The following is a 17,071-nucleotide window of genomic DNA, read 5'->3' on the forward strand; positions in this document are numbered from 1 at the left end:
GGGCTCACTCCTGTCCGGGATCCCTGCGCCCGACCCGCCCGGGCCCGCGGAACCGGTGCACCTCCTGCGGCCAGTCGAGCGCGGTCGCGAGCCGGCCGGCCCAGTATCGCGCCGCCTCGTCGTCGGGCACGTCCAAGACGACGAAGCCGCCGAGGTGCTCCTTGGTCTCGACGTACGGCCCGTCGGTGAAGACCGGTTTGCCGTCAACCGACTCGACGCCACACACCACGGTGGACCGGTCGAGCGCGCCGTTGGTGAAGATCAGGACGCCCTCGGCAAGCATCTCGTCGACCACGGCCCGGGCGGCCGTACCCTTCGCGCTGATCTCCTCCGCCGTATGCTCAGGCACCCATTCGTCGTTGAATGCGATCAGGTACTCCGTCACGGTCATCTCCTCCTGGTCCTGAGGCGAGCCTATTTCCGGCTGCCGCACACTAGTTCCACGAACGGCCGCGCCCCGATACGACACCGTCCCAGAAAATTTCGTTGAAGACGGCTCCGGGATAGACTCCCCGCACCCTCTCCGGTTCGAGACAGGAGTCGATATGCGCCTCGACATGGTCACGGTCTCCGCTTCGCCGCGAGAGCACGCCGCCCGCTAACCAGCCACCGGCAGTCGCTCCTCGCCGCGAGGCGGTCCACGACGACCGTTTCCTTCCTGGTTCGAGGAGCTCTTTTGCGTACCCTTCTCGGCCCGCGCCTCGGCGTGGGCTTCAACCGTCTGTGGGCCGCGTCCGCGGTCTCCAACCTGGGCGACGGGGTCACCATGGTGGCCGGCCCGCTCCTGCTGCTCTCGGTCACCGACAACCCCACGCTGATCGCCGGCGGCGCGATCGCCGGCCAGGTCCCCTGGCTACTCTTCGGCCTGGTCAGCGGCGCCTACGTGGACCGCCTGGACCGCCGGCGGCTGATCATCGTGGTCAACCTGGTGCGTGCCGCCGCACTGGCCGTGCTGACCCTCACGGTGGCCACCGGGCACACCACCGTGCCGCTGATCTACGCGGTGATCTTCCTGCTCGGTTGCGCGGAGACCGCCGCCGACACCGCCGCGGGCGCTTTGATGCCCGCCGTGGTCGCACCCGAGCATCTGGACCGGGCCAACGCCCGGCTCGGCGCCACCTTCACCGTGATCAACCAGTTCGCCGCGAAACCCTTCGGCGCCTGGCTCTACGGCATCGCCGCGGCCGTACCGTTCGGCCTGGACGCCCTCACCTTCGTGATCGCCGCGGCCCTGGTCGCCGGCCTGCCACCGGTGCCGGCCGCCCCACCGGCGCCCCGGCGCCGCCTGCGCACCGAGATCGGCGAGGGACTGCGCTGGCTGTGGCGGCACCCGGTTCTACGCGCCACCGCCGTCGCGATGGGCTTCGCCAACATCGTCTTCTGCGCGGCCTTCGCGATCTTCGTCCTCTACGCCCGCGATCGCCTGGGCCTCTCCGAGGTCGGCTACGGCCTCCTGCTGACCGCTTTCGCGGCCGGCGGCCTGATCGGCTCGCTGATCGCGGTCCCGCTCACCAACCGGGTAGGCGCGACCGCGGTACTCCGCGCTGACCTGGTGGCCGAGACACTGGTCCACGCCACCCTGGCCTGGACCCGATCACCGCTGGTAGCCGCCAGCGCCCTGGTCCTGTTCAGCGCGCACGGCATGATCTGGGGCATCACGATAGCCACGCTGCGGCAACGCATCGTCCCGCCACATCTGCTCGGCCGAGTCGGCAGCGTCTACGCCCTCCTCGAATCCGGCGGCGCGGCCGCCATCGGCTCACTCATCGGCGGCCTGCTGGCCGGTATCTGGGGCCTGACCACCCCGTTCTGGCTGGCCTCCGCAGCGATGGCCGCGATAGCCGCCGGCGCGTGGCGGCCACTGCGGCACGCGACGGCCCTCAATCAAAACCCCGCGGCGTACGCCGATCGCCCGTCCCCGCCCCTTTGACCCGTCCCCACCGCACCACGCGATCACCTGCCCGGTCCCCGCCCCACCGCGCCCGCCGGGCCCAGGCAGGTGGCCGGGCCGGCCGGCCACACCATCGCTCACGGCCCCCAGCGCCGGTTCATGCCTGACCCGTGCTGTTTCCCGGCGGTCGCGCTGGGGCCGCCATCGGGCAGCCGGTCGCGTGGTACGGCGGGACGGCCCCGGTTCGGCGCGACAACCGGTCACGCGTACCCCGAAAAGCGTTACCGGCCGGCGGCTGCGCTGCCCAGCGTTACCGGCCCGGCGGCCGCGCCCAAATGCCGGCCGCGCTCACGAATGCCGGCCGGCGGCGGCGCGTCCAGCGTTACCGGGCGGCCGGCGCGCGGCTCAGGGATTTCAGGGCGGCATCGCGCAAGGCGGCGTCAGCGGCGAAGAGTGACGGCCCCGCGCCGGGGCGGACGCGGCCGTCGAGGCCGCTGTAGTGCCCGCCGGCTTCGGCCACGATGAGCGAGGTGGCGGCGAAGTCCCAGATCTGGCCGCAGGTCTGCATGGCCAGGTCCAGGTCGCCGCGGGCGACCATCAGCGGCGGATGCAGCGGCCACGGCCGCTCGTCGGCGACGGCGATCAGTGGTTGGGCGACCTCGCGGGCCCAGTCCGGCACTACGCCGAGGCGGCTGCCGGGTAGCTCGCCGGAGGCGGGGGTGGCGACCTGGATGCGAGCCTCGTCCAGGATCCGGCCGTCCTGGAAGCGGCCCTCGTAGGCGCCGCCGCCGCGCTGGGCCCACCACAGGCGGCCGAGGGCCGGTACGACCGCGACGCCCACCGTGATCTCGCCCTGCTCCTCGAGTGCCACCAGGACCAGCCACCGCTTGTCGCCGGCGACGAACAGGGCGGTCCCGTCGATCGGGTCGATGATCCATCGGCGGCCTCCGGTGCCGGCGGTCTCGCCCTCCTCCTCGCCGAGGATCGCGTCGCCGGGCCGGGCGGCGGTCAGCGCCTCGCGGATGACCGCCTCGACCGCCCGGTCCGCGCGGGTCACCACCGAGCCGTCCGCTTTCACCTCGCGGGGCAGGTCGGCGAGGGCCGCGAAGTGCCGCAACGCCTCGGCGGCACCGGCGAGGGCGGCGTCGCGGGCCAGGGAGAGATCATCAGCCATGATCCCCATCCTGCCAGCCGGCGGTTGCGAGTTCGGACGAGTGACGGAAGGGTTGGATCATGCATCGCAGCCGGGTTTTCGGACTGTTCATCGACACGCCACTCGCCGAGGCCGACGCCGCGGCGCGGTTCTGGTCGGCCGCTCTCGGCGCGCCCGCCCGGCCGGTCCCCGGCGAGGAGGAGTTCGTCACGCTGCATGACGCCGTGCCGGGTCTCAGCGTGGACGTGCAGGCGATCGACGGGGCGGCGCGCTACCACCTGGACATCGAGACCGATGACGTGCCGGCCGAGCGGGCCCGGCTGATCGGGCTCGGCGCGGTGGTGGAGGTGGACAACGACGGGTTCACCACGTTGCGCGCGCCCGGAGGTCACCTGGTCTGCGTGGTGCCGGTGCAGAGCGACCAGGCCCTGTTCGACGCCGATCACAACACCTGGCCCTAGGTTTCCAGATGGAACAGGTCGGCCGCCTGGGTGGCGCGTAGCAGCCAGCGCAGGTGCGGCTGCGGATCGTGCAGGTGGCAGGTCGCCTTCCGGGCCTCCGCGACCCGCCGCGCCGCCAGCAGCATGCGCAGGCCGGCGGCGTCGCAGAAGTCCACCTCCGCGAGGTCGATGTGGATCTGCCGGACCGGTACGCCGAGCCCGATCAGATCGTGCACCTGCGCCATGTCGAAGAGCTGGGTCTGCAGCGCCCCGACCGACATCGCGTCGAGGCTGCCGTAGAGGGTGATCAGCAGCCGGTCGCCGACGCGGGTTCCGGCGATCCGGGTGCCGGACGGGCGGCCGCCGCTCATGCCGGGACCTCCGGCCGGCTGCGGATGATCGCCCAGACGAGCTTGCCGCTGCGGGCCGGGAGCGCGCCCCAGTCGGAGGCGGCCGCGCCGACGATGCGCAGGCCCAGGCCGCGGTCGGCGAGCGACGGGCCGAGCGGCCCGGTGACCGGGTCACGGAGCCGGGGCAGGATCAGGTCGCCGTCGTAGACGGCCAGGTGCAGCGCGGCGGCGTCGCCCTCGCCGCGCGGCGACACGATCACCTCGATGTCGGTGCCGGCGTGCTCGGCCGCGTTCACCACGAGTTCGGACACTACTAGCCGGGCCCGCTGGCACAGGTGCGGCAGGTTCCAGACGGTGCACGCGTCGGTGACCAGCGAGCGGGCCGACACGGCGCCGGCCGGGTCCGGGGGCAGCGCCAGGTGCATCCGGTCGTGCAGGACGCGGTGGCCGGTCATGGCGGCCCGGGCCTGCGCGATCGTGGCGTAGAGGACCAGCCAGTCGCGCGCGCCGAGCCGCCTCAGCCGGCGGGCCAGCGGCGCGGTCGCCTGGACACAGAGCGCGATCCCGACCGGCGGACGCATCGCGGCGGCCTGCGCACAGGCGGTCAGCCAGAGCGGCGCGCTGACCGCGTGCGAGTCGCTGAGCTCGTGCAGGTCCACGATGAGCCCGGTGGGGTGCTCGGCCAGGCATTTGTCGAGCACCGTACGCGCCTGGGCGGACAGCGAACGGTCCCACCGCCCCCAGACGGACAGCTCGATGACCGCGGTGTCGGCGTCGATGACCGCCAGCACGGACTCGGCCACGGCGTCATCGGACGAACCGATCAGATGTGGTGAGCCCGCGACCATGGCGCCCTTCTCCCGGCCGGCGTTATCAGCGGTTGTCTATGCTGCCCCGCAATTCTTGATTTGTCCGGAAGATCTCGTCAACGGGGATTCACCATCCGCGACGCGGGAAGTCGGTTCGTATGGCTACGAAGGTGCTGACGGCCCAGGTTGCCGCCTCCAGTGAGTGGACCGACGAGGCCGGTGTCCGGCAGCCGGGCGGCGAGGTGCACGCCTGGCGGCCCGGAACCAATCAGACCGTGTGCGGCCTGGCGCTGAGCCGCACCAGGCTGCGCCGTTTCCCGCACGTCCGGTTCGATTTCCGGGCCACCGACGTCGTCACGGCGGAGGACCAGGTGCGCCACATCTGCCCGCGGTGCGTCGCCGCGACGTCGCGTCGCGGCGAACGCGGCTGGACCCGGACGTCTCCGCGGCCCTGACCGGCGTCACAGGCCGGTCTGCAGGGCCAGCACCCCCCGGTTCACGGCCTTGACCGCCTTGCGGGCGGTCTCCCGCACGCTGGGCGACGCGGCGGACGCCTCGCGGATCTGGCTGAGCAGGTCGAGCACCTGGCGAGCCCACCGGACGAAGTCACCGGCCGGCATGTCCGCGTCGTACTGCTGGCCGCTGGCCAGGACCCGGGCCAGCGGTTCGCCGCGGGCCCAGCGGTACATCGGCCAGACGAACCCGGGGTCCGGCTCGCGGGTCAGCGCCAGGCCGTGCTCGCTCTCGTCGGCGGCGATCTCGCCCCAGAGCTTGGCGCAGGCGTCCACCGCGGCGGTGATCGGGCCCTTCGGCACCGAGGCCCGGTCCTCGCCCTCGCGGCGCGACTCGTACAACACCATGGAGACGGCCGCCGCCAGTTCCTCCGGGGCGAGGCCGTCCCAGACACCCTGGCGCAGGCACTCGGCGACCAGCAGGTCGGCCTCCGACCAGATCCGGCCGAGCATCCGGCCGGCCTCGGTCACCTCACCGTCGGCGGAGAGGTAGCCGCGGGCCGAGAGCACCGCGCAGACCTGGTCGAACGTGCGGGCCAGCGACCCGGTCCGCCCGGCCACCTTGTCCCGCAGGGCGTCGGTGTCCCGCTGGAGACGATGCCGGCGCTCCGCCCAGCGGGCGTGGTCCTCGCGCTCCGGGCAGGCGTGGCAGGGGTGCTGCCGCAGCTGGACCTTGAGCAGCGCGATCTCGGCGTCCTCGCCCGGCGCGACCCGGCCCCGGCTGCGCCGCCGGTCCGGGTGGCGGTCCAGCCCGGTCCCGCTGACTTGGGCGGCCAGGTCACGGCGAGCGCCCGGGGACCGATGGTTGAAATTCTTCGGTACGCGGACGCGGGCCAGCACCTCGACCTCGCCGCTGAACTCACCGGGCCCGACCCGCCCGGCCCAGCGGTCCTGGGTGAGCACCAGCGGCCGGGGCTCGCCGAATCCGTCCGCGGACGGCTCGATGACCACGGCGAGCCCGGCCCGGCGGCCCTGCGGCACCCGGATCACGTCGCCGATCCGCAGTTTCTCCAGCGAGGAGACCGCGGCGGTGCGGCGCTGCGCCACGCCCTGCCGGGACAGCGACTTCTCCCGGTCGGAGATGGCCACCCGGATCGCGAAATACTCCTCGAAGTCGCCGTGGTGGCAGGCGGCGTCCTCCGAGTACGTCTGCATGGTCTCGGCGTTGCGCTGCACCTGCCGGGCCAGCCCGACCACCGACCGGTCCGCCTGGAACTGGGCGAACGACGACTCCAGCAGCTCCCGGGACTTGTCCGCGCCGACCGTGCCGACCAGGTTGACGGCCATGTTGTAGGACGGCCGGAACGACGAGCGCAGCGGATAGGTCCGGGTGGAGGCGAGACCGGCCACGTGCCGCGGGTCCACGTCGGGGCTCCACAGCACCACGGCGTGCCCCTCGACGTCGATGCCGCGCCGCCCGGCCCGGCCGGTGAGCTGCGTGTACTCCCCCGGGGTGAGGTCGACGTGTGCCTCGCCGTTGTATTTCACCAGGCGCTCCAGGACCACGCACCGGGCCGGCATGTTGATGCCCAGCGCCAGGGTCTCGGTGGCGAAGACCGCCTTGACCAGGCCCTGCACGAAGCACTCCTCGACCGCCTCCTTGAAGGCGGGCAGCATGCCGGCGTGGTGCGCGGCGACCCCGCGCTCGAGCCCGTCCAGCCACTCCCAGTAGCCCAGCACCGACAGGTCCTCGGCCGGGATGCTCGCCACCTTGGCCGTGACGATGCGCCGGATCTCGGCGCGCTCCTCCGGGTCGGTGAGCCGCAGCCCGGCCGCCAGGCACTGCTGCACGGCGGCGTCGCAGCCGGCCCGGCTGAAGATGAACAGGATGGCCGGCAGCAGCCCGGCCCGCTCCAGGCGGTCCACCACCTCGGCGCGGGGCGGCGGCGTCCAGCGGCGACCACGGCCGCCACCGCCGCGCCCGGCGGCCCGGTCGGTGAACTCGAGCCGGCGCTCCATCTCCCGCGAGTAGCGCAGCAGCTCGGGGTGCACGTCGTGTTTCCTGGCCGCGTCGGCGTCGTGGAACAGGTCGAACATCCGGCGGCCGACCAGCATGTGCTGCCAGAGCGGCACCGGCCGGTGCTCGCTGACCACCACCTCGGTCTCGCCGCGGACGGTGACCAGCCAGTCGGCGAACTCCTCGTAATTGCTGACCGTGGCCGACAGCGACACCAGGGTCACCGACGACGGCAGGTGGATGATCACCTCCTCCCAGACCGCGCCGCGGAACCGGTCGGCGAGGTAGTGCACCTCGTCCATCACCACGTAGGCCAGGCCGCGCAGCTGGTCGGAGCCCGAGTAGAGCATGTTGCGCAGCACCTCGGTGGTCATCACCACCACCGGGGCGTCACCGTTGATCGCGTTGTCGCCGGTGAGCAGCCCAACCTTGTCGGCGCCGTAGCGCCGCACCAGGTCGTGATATTTCTGGTTGGACAGCGCCTTGATCGGAGTGGTGTAGAAGCACTTGCGCTCCCCCGAGCGCAGCGCCAGGTGCACCGCGAACTCGCCGACCACGGTCTTGCCCGCACCGGTCGGCGCGCAGACCAGCACGCCGTTGCCCCGCTCCACGACCTCGCAGGCCTCGCGCTGGAAGTCGTCCAGGTCGAAGCCGACGTCGAGCATGAAATCCTCGAGGGCCGGGAATTGCGCGACCCGCGCCGCCCGCCGTTTGGATTCCGCATACCTTTCGGCGGGACTCGTCATGACCACCAGGCTAGTTCGTGGATATGACAATCTGCGACACGGTGGCGGCCGTCGGGCGGGTCGGGCCCGCTAGGTATGGTGCAACGCGTGCCGGATGCTCTCGTACCTACCGATCACCCGCCTAGTCATTTGCGTCCGGTAGAGGCGGTGCTGTTCGACTTCCACGGCACGCTCGCCCAGGTGGAGGACCCGCTGACCTGGGTGGTCGCCGCGGCCGCGGCCTGCGGCGCGGTACTGGACCGGGGCCGGGCGACGATCCTGGCGGACCGGCTGCTGACCGCCGGGCGGGCCGGTGGGCCGCTGCCGCACCGGGTGCCGCCGCATCTGGCCGAGCACTGGGCCGACCGCGACCTGTACGCGCACAGTCACCGAGCCGCCTACACCGGGCTGGCGTCGACCGTGCAGACCGACGTGGAGGGCCTCGCCGACGCGCTGTACGAGCGGCTGCTCACCTCGGACGGCTGGCTGCCCTACCCGGACACCGAGCCCACCCTGCGCAAACTCCACGACGCCGGGATCAAGATCGGGGTGGTCAGCAACATCGGCTTCGACATCCGGCCGCACTTCGCGTCCTGGGGGCTGGACGAGCTGGTCGACGCGTACGCGCTCAGTTTCGAGGTCGGCCGGACCAAGCCGGACCCGGCGATCTTCCTGCGGGCCTGCGGCATGCTCGGCGTGGACCCGGAGCGCACCCTCATGGTCGGCGACACCCCGGCTGACGCCGGTGCGGTCCGGGCCGGATGCGCCGCGCTGGTCCTGCCGGCCGCCGAGCCGGGCCGTACCAACGGCCTGGGCGCGACACTGGCTCTGGCCGGCTGCCCGTGAGGGCTCAGGCGTAGCAGTCGAGCACGGTGCCGCGCCGGCCCCGCTTCGCGGCGGACTCGGCGCACGCCTGCTCGTCACCGCCGACCTCGGGGCTGGTGGCCGCGTCGGCCATCGCCTTGAACGCCTGGCGTGCGCTGCCGAAGACCGACGACGCCATCGAAGCCATCGAGGAGTTGCTACCGATCGTGTTGGTCATGCCAGACAGTTCGGCCCGTCCGGCGAAAACTGACCCCTGGCTCAGCGGAGCAACCGGACCGCACCCGGAACGCAGGTGATCTCGAGCGGCAGCGGCCCGAGACGCTCGCCGTCCGCGTACCCGATGATCCCCTCGGCCTCGATCCGCACCTGCTTGGCCCGCAGCACGGTGACGCGCGGGTCGGTGACGTGGGTGCCGTGCCGCAGGCGCGGCTTGAGCCGGGCCACGCTCATCCGCCCCAGCGGCGCCGCGAAGATCACGTCGAGCATCCCGTCCGCCGGGTCGGCGTCCGGCAGGATCCGCATCCCACCGCCGTAACTGGGACAATTACCCACGGCGACGATCTCGGCCGGGAAGCTGTGCCGCACGCCGTCCGCGTGCACCACGTACCCGCGCGCCCGCAGCCGCGCCAGCTCCAGCAGGATCGCCACGTCGTAGCGGCGCGGGCCCTTCGGGCGCCGCATCCGGTTGGCCCGCTCGTTGACCAGGGCGTCGAAGCCGGCCGCGAGCACCGCACAGAACCAGCGCCGCTCACCCTGGGCACTTTCGGTCCGGGCCAGATCGAACCGGTGGTCGCGCCCGGCACGCAGCGCCGCGCTGATCTGCTCCGCGGCAAGCATCGGATCGAGGGGTACGCCCACAGCGGCCGCGAAGTCGTTGCCCGTCCCGGCCGCCACCACCCCGAACCCGACCGGCCGGTCCGCCACCGCCTGCAGCGCCCGGTGCACGGTGCCGTCCCCGCCCACCGCGACCACCGCCGCCGCGCCCTCGCCGACCGCCTGGTGGCAGGCCGCCTCGGCCTCCAGGCCGTTGTGCGCCTCCAGGAGCCGCACGGTCCGCCCACCGGCGCCCAGCGCCTGCACGACGCCCGGCAGCAGCCCGCGATGCCGCCCCCGGCCCGCTGACGGGTTGGCCAGCACCGCGATGAAGTCGCTCGTCACAGCCGCGAACGGTACGCTGCCCGGCCGCGAACCAAACGACCGCCGTGCCCAGGTGGGCGCGGCGGTCGTCGTCAGCTCGGGCTGTCTCAGGTCATGTCGTCGTAGCGGCGTTCCAGCGGTGCCGGCTTCTCCACCGGCGCCGGCGCGGAGACCGAGGTCGGCGCCTCGATCGGGTCGGACGCACCGACCGGCACGCGTTCCTCGGCGAGCGGCGAGATCTCGTCGTCGTCGAGACCGGCGTAGATCTCCTTGCCGCGGCCCTTGCGCTTGTCGTTGATGAACGCGACGCCCACAGCGATGAAGTACAGCAGGGTGATGCACGCGGCCAGCAGCGTCATCCCGAACGGTCCAGGGTCCGGCGTGGCGATCGCGGCGAACGCGAACGACAGGAAGACCACCGTCCGCCACCAGCTCAGCAGCCTGCGGGCCGAGACCACACCGGTGAAGTTGAGCATCAGCAGCAGCAGCGGGAACTCGAACGCCGCCCCGAACAGCAGCAGCATGTTCATCACGAAGCCGACGTAGGACGTGACCTCGAGCTTCGTCGGCTCGCCGATCACACCGGCTTCCATGATGAACGCCAGGCTGTGCCCGATCACGAAGTAGGCGAGCACCGCGCCGGCGGCGAACAGCGGGGTCGCGAGCGCTACGAAGACGTAGGCCCACTTGCGCTCGTGGCGGTGCAGGCCCGGCGCGACGAACGCCCAAAGCTGGTACAGCCAGACCGGCGCGCCGACCAGCAGACCCACCCAGAGCGCGATCTTCAGCCGCAGCATGAGCTGGTCGGTCACCGCGAGGGTGATGAACTCGCAGCTGCCCGTCTGGTCGGCCGAGCTGGGCAGATCGCAGTAGGGAGCCTTCAGGATCTCGAAGGTCCACTTGGAGATGATGAAGCCGACGATCAGGCCGGCGACGACCGCGATCGACGCGATGAAGAGCCGGTTGCGCAACTCCCGGACGTGCTCGATGAGTGTCATCGAGCCGTCGGCGGCTTGATCGAACTTGGTCGGCCCCTTACGGCGCAGACTCAGGCGCATCGTCCCGGATCAGCGGTCGTTGGTGCGCTGCACCGGGTCGACATACGGCTGCGCCGGCGGCTGCTGCTGGTAGCCGGGCGGGGGCGCCTGCTGGTAGCCGGGCGGGGGCGCCTGCTGGTAGCCCTGCTGCTGGTACGGCTGCTGCACCTCGCCCTGGAGCGGCGTGCGGCTGTGCTGCGGCTCGGCCTTCTCCGCGACGTTGTCATCGTCGACCAGGCCCTTGGTTTCCGCCTTGATGATCCGCAGCGAGCGCCCCAGCGAGCGGGCCGCGTCAGGCAGCCGCTTCGCGCCGAAGAGCAGCACGAGGACCACGACGAGAACGATGATGTGCCATGGCTTGAGCATGCCCATGGGATGACTCCAGTCGGTCGGATCAGGTTGCGGGGTCCATCGTACGTGTGGTTTCCGGTGAAGTTGCCCGCTGGATGCTCTGGGATTCTTATGATCTTGGGAAGTCCTGGGCAACGGAGCGCGAACAGCGCTCAGCGGCCCGTTGCGGCCTGGATCACCGCTACCCTCTCCTGGGTGACCTCGGCCTTCTCCTGAAGCGCCAGAATCGTCTCCTGGAGCGACTCCGCGCCCGCCTGCAACCGCTGCGCCTGCTCCTGGCGGTGCCGCAGCCGCATCGCCGCCCGCCGCAACTCGGACAGCCGCCCCAGCAGACGCACGGACACGGACACCAGCACGAACAGCGCGATCGCCGCGACGGCGATCCAGACCCACATCACCACGCGGTCACCCTACCGGCCCGCCTCCGGTGCCGCCGGTTGCGGCGCGGCGTACTGGTCCAGCGCGGTGGTGGCCTGGGACCGGATCCGTTCAACCAGCTCGGGCGGGGCGACCACGGTGACGTCCGGGCCCAGCCCGGCCAGGAACCGCTGCGCCCAGCCCAGGTCGGTGACCCGCATGGTCACCAGCCATTCGGCCGGCTCACGGCGGACCTCCTCGACCGGGTAGTACTCGGTGATCCACCGGCCGCCCCGGCCGACCCGCAGGGTGACCAGCGGCAGTTCCGGGCCGGGCCGGAAGACGCCGTCGCTGACGTCGTGCGGCACCGCGCCGACCGGCGGGGCGGACGGCTCGGCGAGCTCGGTGAACGCGTCGATCCGGTCGATCCGGAACATCCGGGTGCCCTCGGCGCGGCGGCACCACGCCTCCAGGTAGGCGAAACCGCTCACCATGAGCATCCGCATCGGGTCCACGACCCGCTCGGTCGTCTCGTCCCGGGCCGCCGTGTAGTACGTGAGCCGCAGCGCGTGCCCGGAGTCGACCGCGGCCCGTACCGCGGCGAGTTTCTCCTGGTTGGCCGGCAGCCGTACGGCCACCGGGGCGTCCGCCAGGTCGCCCGCCGCGCTCTCGATCTTGGCGAGGGCCCGCTCGATCGCGTCCCGGGTGCCGATGCCCGGCGTCTCGGCCAGCATCCGCAGCGCCACCACCAGCGCGAGCGCCTCGTCCGGGTTGAGGCGCAGCGGCTTGTCGATGCCGGCGTCGTGGCTGATCGTCACCCGATCGCCGTCGAACGCCATGTCGATCAGGTCGCCGGGCCCGTACCCGGGCAGCCCGCACACCCAGAGCAGCTCCAGGTCCTCGCGCAGCTGCTTGTCGGTCACACCCAGGTCGGCCGCCGCCTCGGCGACCCGGATCCCCGGGCGGGCCAGCAGGTACGGCACCAGATTGAGCAGCCGCCCGAGCCGGTCGGCCGAGGCACGGGGTGCGGCGCCCCGCTGCTGCGGCGTCACGGCGTCACCGCCGGCTGCACCCGCTCGTGCCGGGCCACCAGCTCCTTGAGGTGCTGGATGACCGACTCGCGCAGCTCCGGTGGCCCGTCGGCCCGCACATCCGGCCCGTACGCCGCGATCCGCGCGGCCAGCCACTCCACGTCCCCGTAGGCGATGGTCAGCCGGTCCCCGTCGGTGCCCGGCACGGTCTCGACGGCCATCCGGCGCAGCCCCGCGGCACGGCCGGGCCGGACCGTCACGGTGGCCCGCCCGGTACGCGCGATCGGCCCGGAGGAGCGGGCCACATGGCTGATCAGGTCGGCGTCCTCGTGCGGGGTGAACGCGTCCTGGCGCCCGACCGCGCGTACGTCACCGACGATGCGCGACAGCCGGAAGCAGCGGGTGGCGTTCCGGTCCCGATCGTGGCCGACCACGTACCAGCGGCCGCGCCAGCAGACCACGCCCCACGGTTCCAGACGCCGGGTGTTGGCCTCGTCGCCCTCGGGCACCCGGTACTTGAAGGTGACCGCGCGCCGCTGCCGGGCCGCCGCGGTGAGCGGGCCGAACGCCGGGTCGACGGTCACCACCGGCTCCACGCCGAGGGTGGCCTGCGGGTCCACCTCCAGGCCGGCGGCGCGCAGCTTGGCCAGCCCGGAGGAGGCGGCGGCGGCCAGACCGGCGTGCTGCCAGAGGCGCGCCGCGATACCGACCGCGGCGGCCTCGTCCGGCGCCAGGTGGATGTCGGGCAGCGCGTACTCGCGGGCCGCGATCCGGTAGCCGGGCTCGGAGTCGAAGATGCTGTCGGTGCCGGTCTCCAGCGGCACGCCAAGCTCGCGCAGCTCGGCCTTGTCCCGCTCGAACTTGCGCTGGAAGGCCTCGTGATCGCGTGGATCGCTGGCGTCGTGCTCGTATCCGGGCACGGTCGCGGCGATCTGCGCGGCGGTGAGGAACCGGCGCGTGGACAGGAGGCAGATCACCAGGTTTACCAGGCGCTCAGTACGAGTGCGCGACACGAGAGGCAACGCTAGCAGCCCACACGTTCGGACTGTTATTCGTGCACGGTTCCCCGACCCGGCGGGAGACCGGGCCGAACCGCCCTTATAGGGTCCCGGCATGGTGCGATGGCGGTCCGGGACGGTCCGGTCGGTGCGACGGGAATGGCACGGCGCCGTCGAGCTGGACGTGGAGACCGCCGACGGGCCGCTGCGCGCCCTCGCCTACCCCGGTCTGGTCGGCTCGCCCGAGCCCGGCGACCGGGTGCTGCTGAACGTGGGCGCGCTGGTCATGGGCCTGGGCACCGGCGGGTACGCACTGGTGGTCGCGCTCCCCGACCGGCTGCCGCCCGACCCGCCCGCCGCGGGCACCACCCGCGACAGCGGCCACCTGGTCAAGGCCCGCTACACCCCGTTGCAGCCGATCCTGCTCGGCGTCGACGAGGAGGCGTCACCGCACCGTACCGTGATGGCCGCGGCCACCTCGATCGACGGCATGCCGGTGGTGACCGCCGACCTGCACTCCGCGCTCCCGGCGATCCTGGCCGGCGTGCACGCCGACCGGCCGGACGCCCGGGTCGCCTACCTGATGACCGACGGCGGGGCGCTGCCGGCCTGGTTCTCCCGGACCCTCGACGGCCTGCGCGACCACCTGGCCGGCACCGTCACGACCGGCCAGGCGTTCGGCGGCGACCTCGAGGCGAGCACCGTGCACACCGGCCTGCTCGCCGCCCGGCACGTGCTCGGCGCCGACATCACCATCGTCGCCCAGGGCCCCGGCAACCTGGGGACGGGCACCACCTGGGGGTTCTCCGGGGTGGCGCTCGGCGAGGCGATCAACGCGGTCGCGGTGCTGGGCGGGCGGCCGGTCGGCTCGCTGCGGATCTCCGGCGGGGACGGGCGGGACCGGCACCGCGGGGTGTCACATCACAGCCTGACGGCGTACGGAAAAGTCGCCCTGGCGCCCGCCGACCTGCCGGTGCCGGACGGCCTCGAGCCGGCCCTGGCCGCGGCAGTCGACGCCGCGCTCGCGCCGCTCGGCGGACGCCACCGCCTGGTCCGCGTCGCCACCGGCGGCCTGGACGCGGCGTTGCGGGCGTGCCCGGTGCCACTGTCCACCATGGGCCGCAAGCTCGACCAGGACCACGGCTACTTCCTGGCCGCGGCCGCCGCCGGCCGGCACGCCGCGGCCCTGCTCGGCTAGCGCTTGCGGACCAGCGTCACGCCGTCGCGCACCGGCAGCATGACCGACTCGACGCGCTCGTCGGTGACGATCCGGTCGTTGAGGGCGGCGACGACCTGATCGGACCGCTCGCTCGGATGCAGTACCCGGCCGCCGCGCAGCACGTTGTCGAAAACCAGCAGGCCACCGGGCCGCAGCCGGGGTACCAGCTCGTCGTAGTAGTCCGGGTAGCCAGTCTTGTCGGCGTCCACGAACCCGAAGTCGATCACCGGTTCGGCGTCCAGCCCGCGCAGCGTCTCGAGCGCCGGAGCCAGCCGCAGCTCGATCCGGTCGGTCAGCCCGGCCCGCTCCCAGTAGCCGCGCGCGATGCCCGTCCACTCCGGCGAGACGTCGCAGGCGAGCAGCCGGCCACCCGGCTGAAGGCCACGGGCGATACAGATCGACGAGTAGCCGGTGAAGGTGCCGACCTCGACCGCGTACCGGACGCCGGTCAGCCGCACCAGCATGGTCAGCAGCTCGCCCTCGTCGTGCGAGATCTGCATCTCGGCGTCCGCGGGCGGAAACTTCGCGTGGGTCTCTTCGGCCAGGTCACGCAGCACCCGGTCGGCGGGCGAGCAGTGGGCGAGCAGGTAGTCACTGACCGCGGGATCGACGATGTCCATGGCACGGCCCTTCGGACGAGACTCTAAGAAGTGATGATCAGGTAGAGCCAGCCGGCCAGCAGCAGCCCCAGCACCGTGGCCAGCAGCCAGGTCGGCACCAGGTGCCTGCCGTGCCGCGCCTGCTGGACCTGCTTGCGGATCCGCTCGCGGCGGCGCTCGACCCGGTTGAAACGGCGGTCCGGGTCCGGTTCGGGCTGGCCGGGGTGTGACGATGTCATAGCCCGGCCAGCCTATCCGGTTGCTACATGCTGGCGATCAACCGCTCCACCCGCTCGTCGTAGGCCCGGAACGGGTCCTTGCACAGCACGGTCCGCTGCGCCTGATCGTTCAGCTTCAGATGCACCCAGTCGACGGTGAAGTCGCGCCGCTTCTCCTGCGCGTGCTTGATGAACTCGCCCCGCAGCCGGGCCCGCGTGGTCTGCGGCGGCGTCTCCTTCGCCTCGAAGATCTGCAGGTCGTTGGAGATCCGGTCGACCTGGTTGCGCTTCTCCATCAACGCGTACAGCCCGCGACCGCGGCGCACGTCGTGGTACGCCAGGTCGAGCTGCGCGATCCGCGGATGCGACATCGGGATCTCGTGCTTGGCCTGGTAACGCTCGATCAGCTTGTACTTCGACACCCAGTCGATCTCCCGCGACACCGGGTCCAGGTCGCCGCTCTCGATCGCGTTGAGCACCCGGCCCCACAGCTCGACCACCCGCTTCGCCACCGGGTCGCCACCCCGGCGCTCGACGAACTCGGTGGCCTTAGCCAGGTACTCCTGCTGGATCTCCAGCGCGGAGACCTCCTTGTTGTTCGCCAGGCGGATCTTGCGGCGGCCGGTGATGTCGTGGCTGACCTCGCGGATCGCCCGGATCGGGTTCTCCAGGGTCAGGTCGCGCATCACCACGCCCGCCTCGATCATGCGGAGCACGATGTCCGCGCTGCCCACCTTGAGCAGCGTGGTCACCTCGTTCATGTTCGAGTCGCCGACGATCACGTGCAGCCGCCGGTAGCGCTCGGCGTCGGCGTGCGGCTCGTCCCGGGTGTTGATGATCGGGCGGGACCGCGTCGTCGCACTGGAGACGCCCTCCCAGATGTGCTCGGCGCGCTGCGACAGGCAGAACACCGCGCCGCGCGGCGTCTGCAGCACCTTGCCCGCGCCGCAGATCAGCTGACGGGTCACCAGGAACGGAATGAGCACGTCAGCGAGCCGGCCGAACTCGCCGTGCCTGCTCACCAGGTAGTTCTCATGGCAGCCGTAGGAGTTGCCGGCGGAGTCGGTGTTGTTCTTGAACAGATAGATCTCCCCGGCGATGCCCTCGTCGTGCAGACGCTTCTCCGCGTCGACGAGCAGGCCTTCCAGGATCCGCTCACCGGCCCGGTCGTGGGCGACCAGGTCGGTGACGGAATCGCACTCGGGGGTGGCGTACTCCGGGTGGGAACCGACATCGAGGTAGAGACGGGCGCCGTTACGAAGGAACACGTTGCTGCTGCGCCCCCACGACACCACTCGGCGGAACAGGTAGCGGGCCACCTCGTCCGGCGACAGCCGCCGCTGCCCCCGATAGGTGCACGTGACTCCGTACTCGGTCTCGAGGCCGAAAATTCGCCGTTCCATGACGAAACACTAGCGGTAAGAAACGGTTCAGCGGCAGTCACAACTCGCGCTTTCCCGGA

At 72.1% G+C, this 17,071-nt stretch carries 20 protein-coding genes; 5 read left to right on the forward strand and 15 right to left on the reverse strand.

The genetic code is table 11. The features are described from left to right. Nucleotides 1–4: 4 nt before the first annotated feature. Nucleotides 5–391 carry a YciI family protein gene (locus tag I4J89_RS38755; protein WP_230860349.1) on the reverse strand — a complete coding sequence of 129 codons (387 nt, stop codon included), beginning with the start codon at nt 389–391 and terminating at the stop codon, nt 5–7. Nucleotides 392–676: 285 nt separating this feature from the next. Here I4J89_RS38755 and I4J89_RS38760 point away from each other — a divergent pair, with 285 nt between their 5' ends. Continuing rightward, entirely contained in the window at nt 677–1,930 is a 1,254-nt protein-coding gene (locus I4J89_RS38760) for an MFS transporter (RefSeq protein ID WP_196419180.1), read from the forward strand. 343 nt (nt 1,931–2,273) lie between these two features. Here the strand turns inward: I4J89_RS38760 and I4J89_RS38765 are convergent, their stop codons facing one another. After that, nucleotides 2,274–3,065: an inositol monophosphatase family protein gene (locus I4J89_RS38765; protein WP_196419181.1), complete on the reverse strand. Its 792-nt coding sequence runs from the start codon at nt 3,063–3,065 to the stop codon at nt 2,274–2,276. A gap of 59 nt (nt 3,066–3,124) precedes the next feature. Between I4J89_RS38765 and I4J89_RS38770 the strand changes: the two genes are divergently transcribed. Continuing rightward, on the forward strand, nt 3,125–3,505 hold the full coding sequence (locus I4J89_RS38770; RefSeq protein WP_196419182.1) for a VOC family protein: 381 nt from the start codon (nt 3,125–3,127) through the stop codon (nt 3,503–3,505). Here the strand turns inward: I4J89_RS38770 and I4J89_RS38775 are convergent. Together I4J89_RS38775 and I4J89_RS38780 are read right to left on the reverse strand one after the other, a co-directional pair. Next, the gene (locus I4J89_RS38775; RefSeq protein WP_196419183.1) at nt 3,502–3,855 is read right to left on the reverse strand and encodes an STAS domain-containing protein; all 354 of its coding nucleotides are present in this window, start codon (nt 3,853–3,855) and stop codon (nt 3,502–3,504) included. The two genes, I4J89_RS38770 and I4J89_RS38775, sit on opposite strands and share 4 nt — an antisense overlap. Beyond that, nucleotides 3,852–4,637 carry an ATP-binding protein gene (locus I4J89_RS38780; protein ID WP_309238667.1) on the reverse strand — a complete coding sequence of 262 codons (786 nt, stop codon included), beginning with the start codon at nt 4,635–4,637 and terminating at the stop codon, nt 3,852–3,854. The genes I4J89_RS38775 and I4J89_RS38780 overlap by 4 nt, the downstream gene beginning before the upstream one ends. A gap of 164 nt (nt 4,638–4,801) precedes the next feature. Here I4J89_RS38780 and I4J89_RS38785 point away from each other — a divergent pair, with 164 nt between their 5' ends. Beyond that, on the forward strand, nt 4,802–5,098 hold the full coding sequence (locus I4J89_RS38785) for a hypothetical protein (protein WP_196419185.1): 297 nt from the start codon (nt 4,802–4,804) through the stop codon (nt 5,096–5,098). Nucleotides 5,099–5,104: 6 nt separating this feature from the next. On the opposite strand, the gene I4J89_RS38790 is transcribed toward I4J89_RS38785, so the two are convergent. Next, entirely contained in the window at nt 5,105–7,858 is a 2,754-nt protein-coding gene (locus I4J89_RS38790; RefSeq protein ID WP_196419186.1) for a DEAD/DEAH box helicase, read from the reverse strand. Nucleotides 7,859–7,933: 75 nt separating this feature from the next. On the opposite strand from I4J89_RS38790, the gene I4J89_RS38795 reads away from it, so the two are divergent. After that, on the forward strand, nt 7,934–8,683 hold the full coding sequence (locus I4J89_RS38795; RefSeq protein ID WP_196419187.1) for an HAD family hydrolase: 750 nt from the start codon (nt 7,934–7,936) through the stop codon (nt 8,681–8,683). A 4-nt stretch (nt 8,684–8,687) separates the two neighbouring features. Here I4J89_RS38795 and I4J89_RS38800 read toward each other — a convergent pair whose 3' ends face one another. The 7 genes from I4J89_RS38800 to I4J89_RS38830 all read right to left on the reverse strand — a co-directional run bounded on the left by I4J89_RS38800 (nt 8,688) and on the right by I4J89_RS38830 (nt 13,588). Then, nucleotides 8,688–8,879, reverse strand: coding sequence for a hypothetical protein (locus I4J89_RS38800; protein WP_196419188.1), 192 nt, complete (start codon nt 8,877–8,879; stop codon nt 8,688–8,690). A gap of 41 nt (nt 8,880–8,920) precedes the next feature. Then, nucleotides 8,921–9,820, reverse strand: coding sequence for a diacylglycerol kinase family protein (locus I4J89_RS38805; protein ID WP_196419189.1), 900 nt, complete (start codon nt 9,818–9,820; stop codon nt 8,921–8,923). Between the two features lie 86 nt (nt 9,821–9,906). Then, nucleotides 9,907–10,857 (reverse strand): twin-arginine translocase subunit TatC, encoded by a 951-nt coding sequence (tatC, locus tag I4J89_RS38810; protein ID WP_196419190.1) that lies wholly within the window; start codon nt 10,855–10,857, stop codon nt 9,907–9,909. Between the two features lie 9 nt (nt 10,858–10,866). Further along, nucleotides 10,867–11,208 carry a Sec-independent protein translocase subunit TatA gene (gene tatA, locus I4J89_RS38815; RefSeq protein WP_196419191.1) on the reverse strand — a complete coding sequence of 114 codons (342 nt, stop codon included), beginning with the start codon at nt 11,206–11,208 and terminating at the stop codon, nt 10,867–10,869. A gap of 131 nt (nt 11,209–11,339) precedes the next feature. Next, a complete protein-coding gene (locus tag I4J89_RS38820) occupies nt 11,340–11,582 on the reverse strand; it encodes a hypothetical protein (RefSeq protein WP_196419288.1) in 243 nt (80 codons plus the stop codon). A gap of 15 nt (nt 11,583–11,597) precedes the next feature. Then, nucleotides 11,598–12,596 carry a helix-turn-helix transcriptional regulator gene (locus tag I4J89_RS38825; protein ID WP_196419192.1) on the reverse strand — a complete coding sequence of 333 codons (999 nt, stop codon included), beginning with the start codon at nt 12,594–12,596 and terminating at the stop codon, nt 11,598–11,600. Next, nucleotides 12,593–13,588, reverse strand: coding sequence for a helix-turn-helix transcriptional regulator (locus tag I4J89_RS38830; RefSeq protein ID WP_196419193.1), 996 nt, complete (start codon nt 13,586–13,588; stop codon nt 12,593–12,595). The genes I4J89_RS38825 and I4J89_RS38830 overlap by 4 nt, the downstream gene beginning before the upstream one ends. Nucleotides 13,589–13,688: 100 nt before the next feature. On the opposite strand from I4J89_RS38830, the gene I4J89_RS38835 reads away from it, so the two are divergent. Continuing rightward, a complete protein-coding gene (locus tag I4J89_RS38835; RefSeq protein ID WP_196419194.1) occupies nt 13,689–14,771 on the forward strand; it encodes a DUF3866 family protein in 1,083 nt (360 codons plus the stop codon). On the opposite strand, the gene I4J89_RS38840 is transcribed toward I4J89_RS38835, so the two are convergent. Genes I4J89_RS38840 through pafA form a run of 3 tightly spaced genes read right to left on the reverse strand, consistent with a single transcriptional unit; the run spans nt 14,768 to nt 17,012 of the window. Continuing rightward, a complete protein-coding gene (locus I4J89_RS38840; protein ID WP_196419195.1) occupies nt 14,768–15,412 on the reverse strand; it encodes an O-methyltransferase in 645 nt (214 codons plus the stop codon). The genes I4J89_RS38835 and I4J89_RS38840 overlap by 4 nt on opposite strands. 23 nt (nt 15,413–15,435) lie before the next feature. Then, nucleotides 15,436–15,630, reverse strand: coding sequence for a hypothetical protein (locus I4J89_RS38845; RefSeq protein WP_196419196.1), 195 nt, complete (start codon nt 15,628–15,630; stop codon nt 15,436–15,438). 23 nt (nt 15,631–15,653) lie between these two features. Beyond that, on the reverse strand, nt 15,654–17,012 hold the full coding sequence (gene pafA, locus I4J89_RS38850) for a Pup--protein ligase (protein ID WP_196419197.1): 1,359 nt from the start codon (nt 17,010–17,012) through the stop codon (nt 15,654–15,656). Nucleotides 17,013–17,071: the final 59 nt, after the last annotated feature.

This window comes from Actinoplanes aureus (genome assembly GCF_015704865.1).
Classification (GTDB): Bacteria; Actinomycetota; Actinomycetes; order Mycobacteriales; family Micromonosporaceae; genus Actinoplanes; species Actinoplanes aureus.

Bases quoted from the DNA above. Each gene is read 5' to 3' on its own strand.
- I4J89_RS38755 (WP_230860349.1), bottom strand. From the start codon at position 391: ATGACCGTGACGGAGTACCTGATCGCATTCAACGACGAATGGGTGCCT.
- I4J89_RS38765 (WP_196419181.1), bottom strand. From the start codon at position 3,065: ATGGCTGATGATCTCTCCCTGGCCCGCGACGCCGCCCTCGCCGGTGCC.
- I4J89_RS38770 (WP_196419182.1), top strand. From the start codon at position 3,125: ATGCATCGCAGCCGGGTTTTCGGACTGTTCATCGACACGCCACTCGCC.
- I4J89_RS38775 (WP_196419183.1), bottom strand. From the start codon at position 3,855: ATGAGCGGCGGCCGCCCGTCCGGCACCCGGATCGCCGGAACCCGCGTC.
- I4J89_RS38785 (WP_196419185.1), top strand. From the start codon at position 4,802: ATGGCTACGAAGGTGCTGACGGCCCAGGTTGCCGCCTCCAGTGAGTGG.
- I4J89_RS38790 (WP_196419186.1), bottom strand. From the start codon at position 7,858: ATGACGAGTCCCGCCGAAAGGTATGCGGAATCCAAACGGCGGGCGGCG.
- I4J89_RS38795 (WP_196419187.1), top strand. From the start codon at position 7,934: ATGGTGCAACGCGTGCCGGATGCTCTCGTACCTACCGATCACCCGCCT.
- I4J89_RS38800 (WP_196419188.1), bottom strand. From the start codon at position 8,879: ATGACCAACACGATCGGTAGCAACTCCTCGATGGCTTCGATGGCGTCG.
- tatC (WP_196419190.1), bottom strand. From the start codon at position 10,857: ATGCGCCTGAGTCTGCGCCGTAAGGGGCCGACCAAGTTCGATCAAGCC.
- tatA (WP_196419191.1), bottom strand. From the start codon at position 11,208: ATGGGCATGCTCAAGCCATGGCACATCATCGTTCTCGTCGTGGTCCTC.
- I4J89_RS38820 (WP_196419288.1), bottom strand. From the start codon at position 11,582: ATGTGGGTCTGGATCGCCGTCGCGGCGATCGCGCTGTTCGTGCTGGTG.
- I4J89_RS38835 (WP_196419194.1), top strand. From the start codon at position 13,689: ATGGTGCGATGGCGGTCCGGGACGGTCCGGTCGGTGCGACGGGAATGG.
- I4J89_RS38840 (WP_196419195.1), bottom strand. From the start codon at position 15,412: ATGGACATCGTCGATCCCGCGGTCAGTGACTACCTGCTCGCCCACTGC.
- I4J89_RS38845 (WP_196419196.1), bottom strand. From the start codon at position 15,630: ATGACATCGTCACACCCCGGCCAGCCCGAACCGGACCCGGACCGCCGT.
- pafA (WP_196419197.1), bottom strand. From the start codon at position 17,012: ATGGAACGGCGAATTTTCGGCCTCGAGACCGAGTACGGAGTCACGTGC.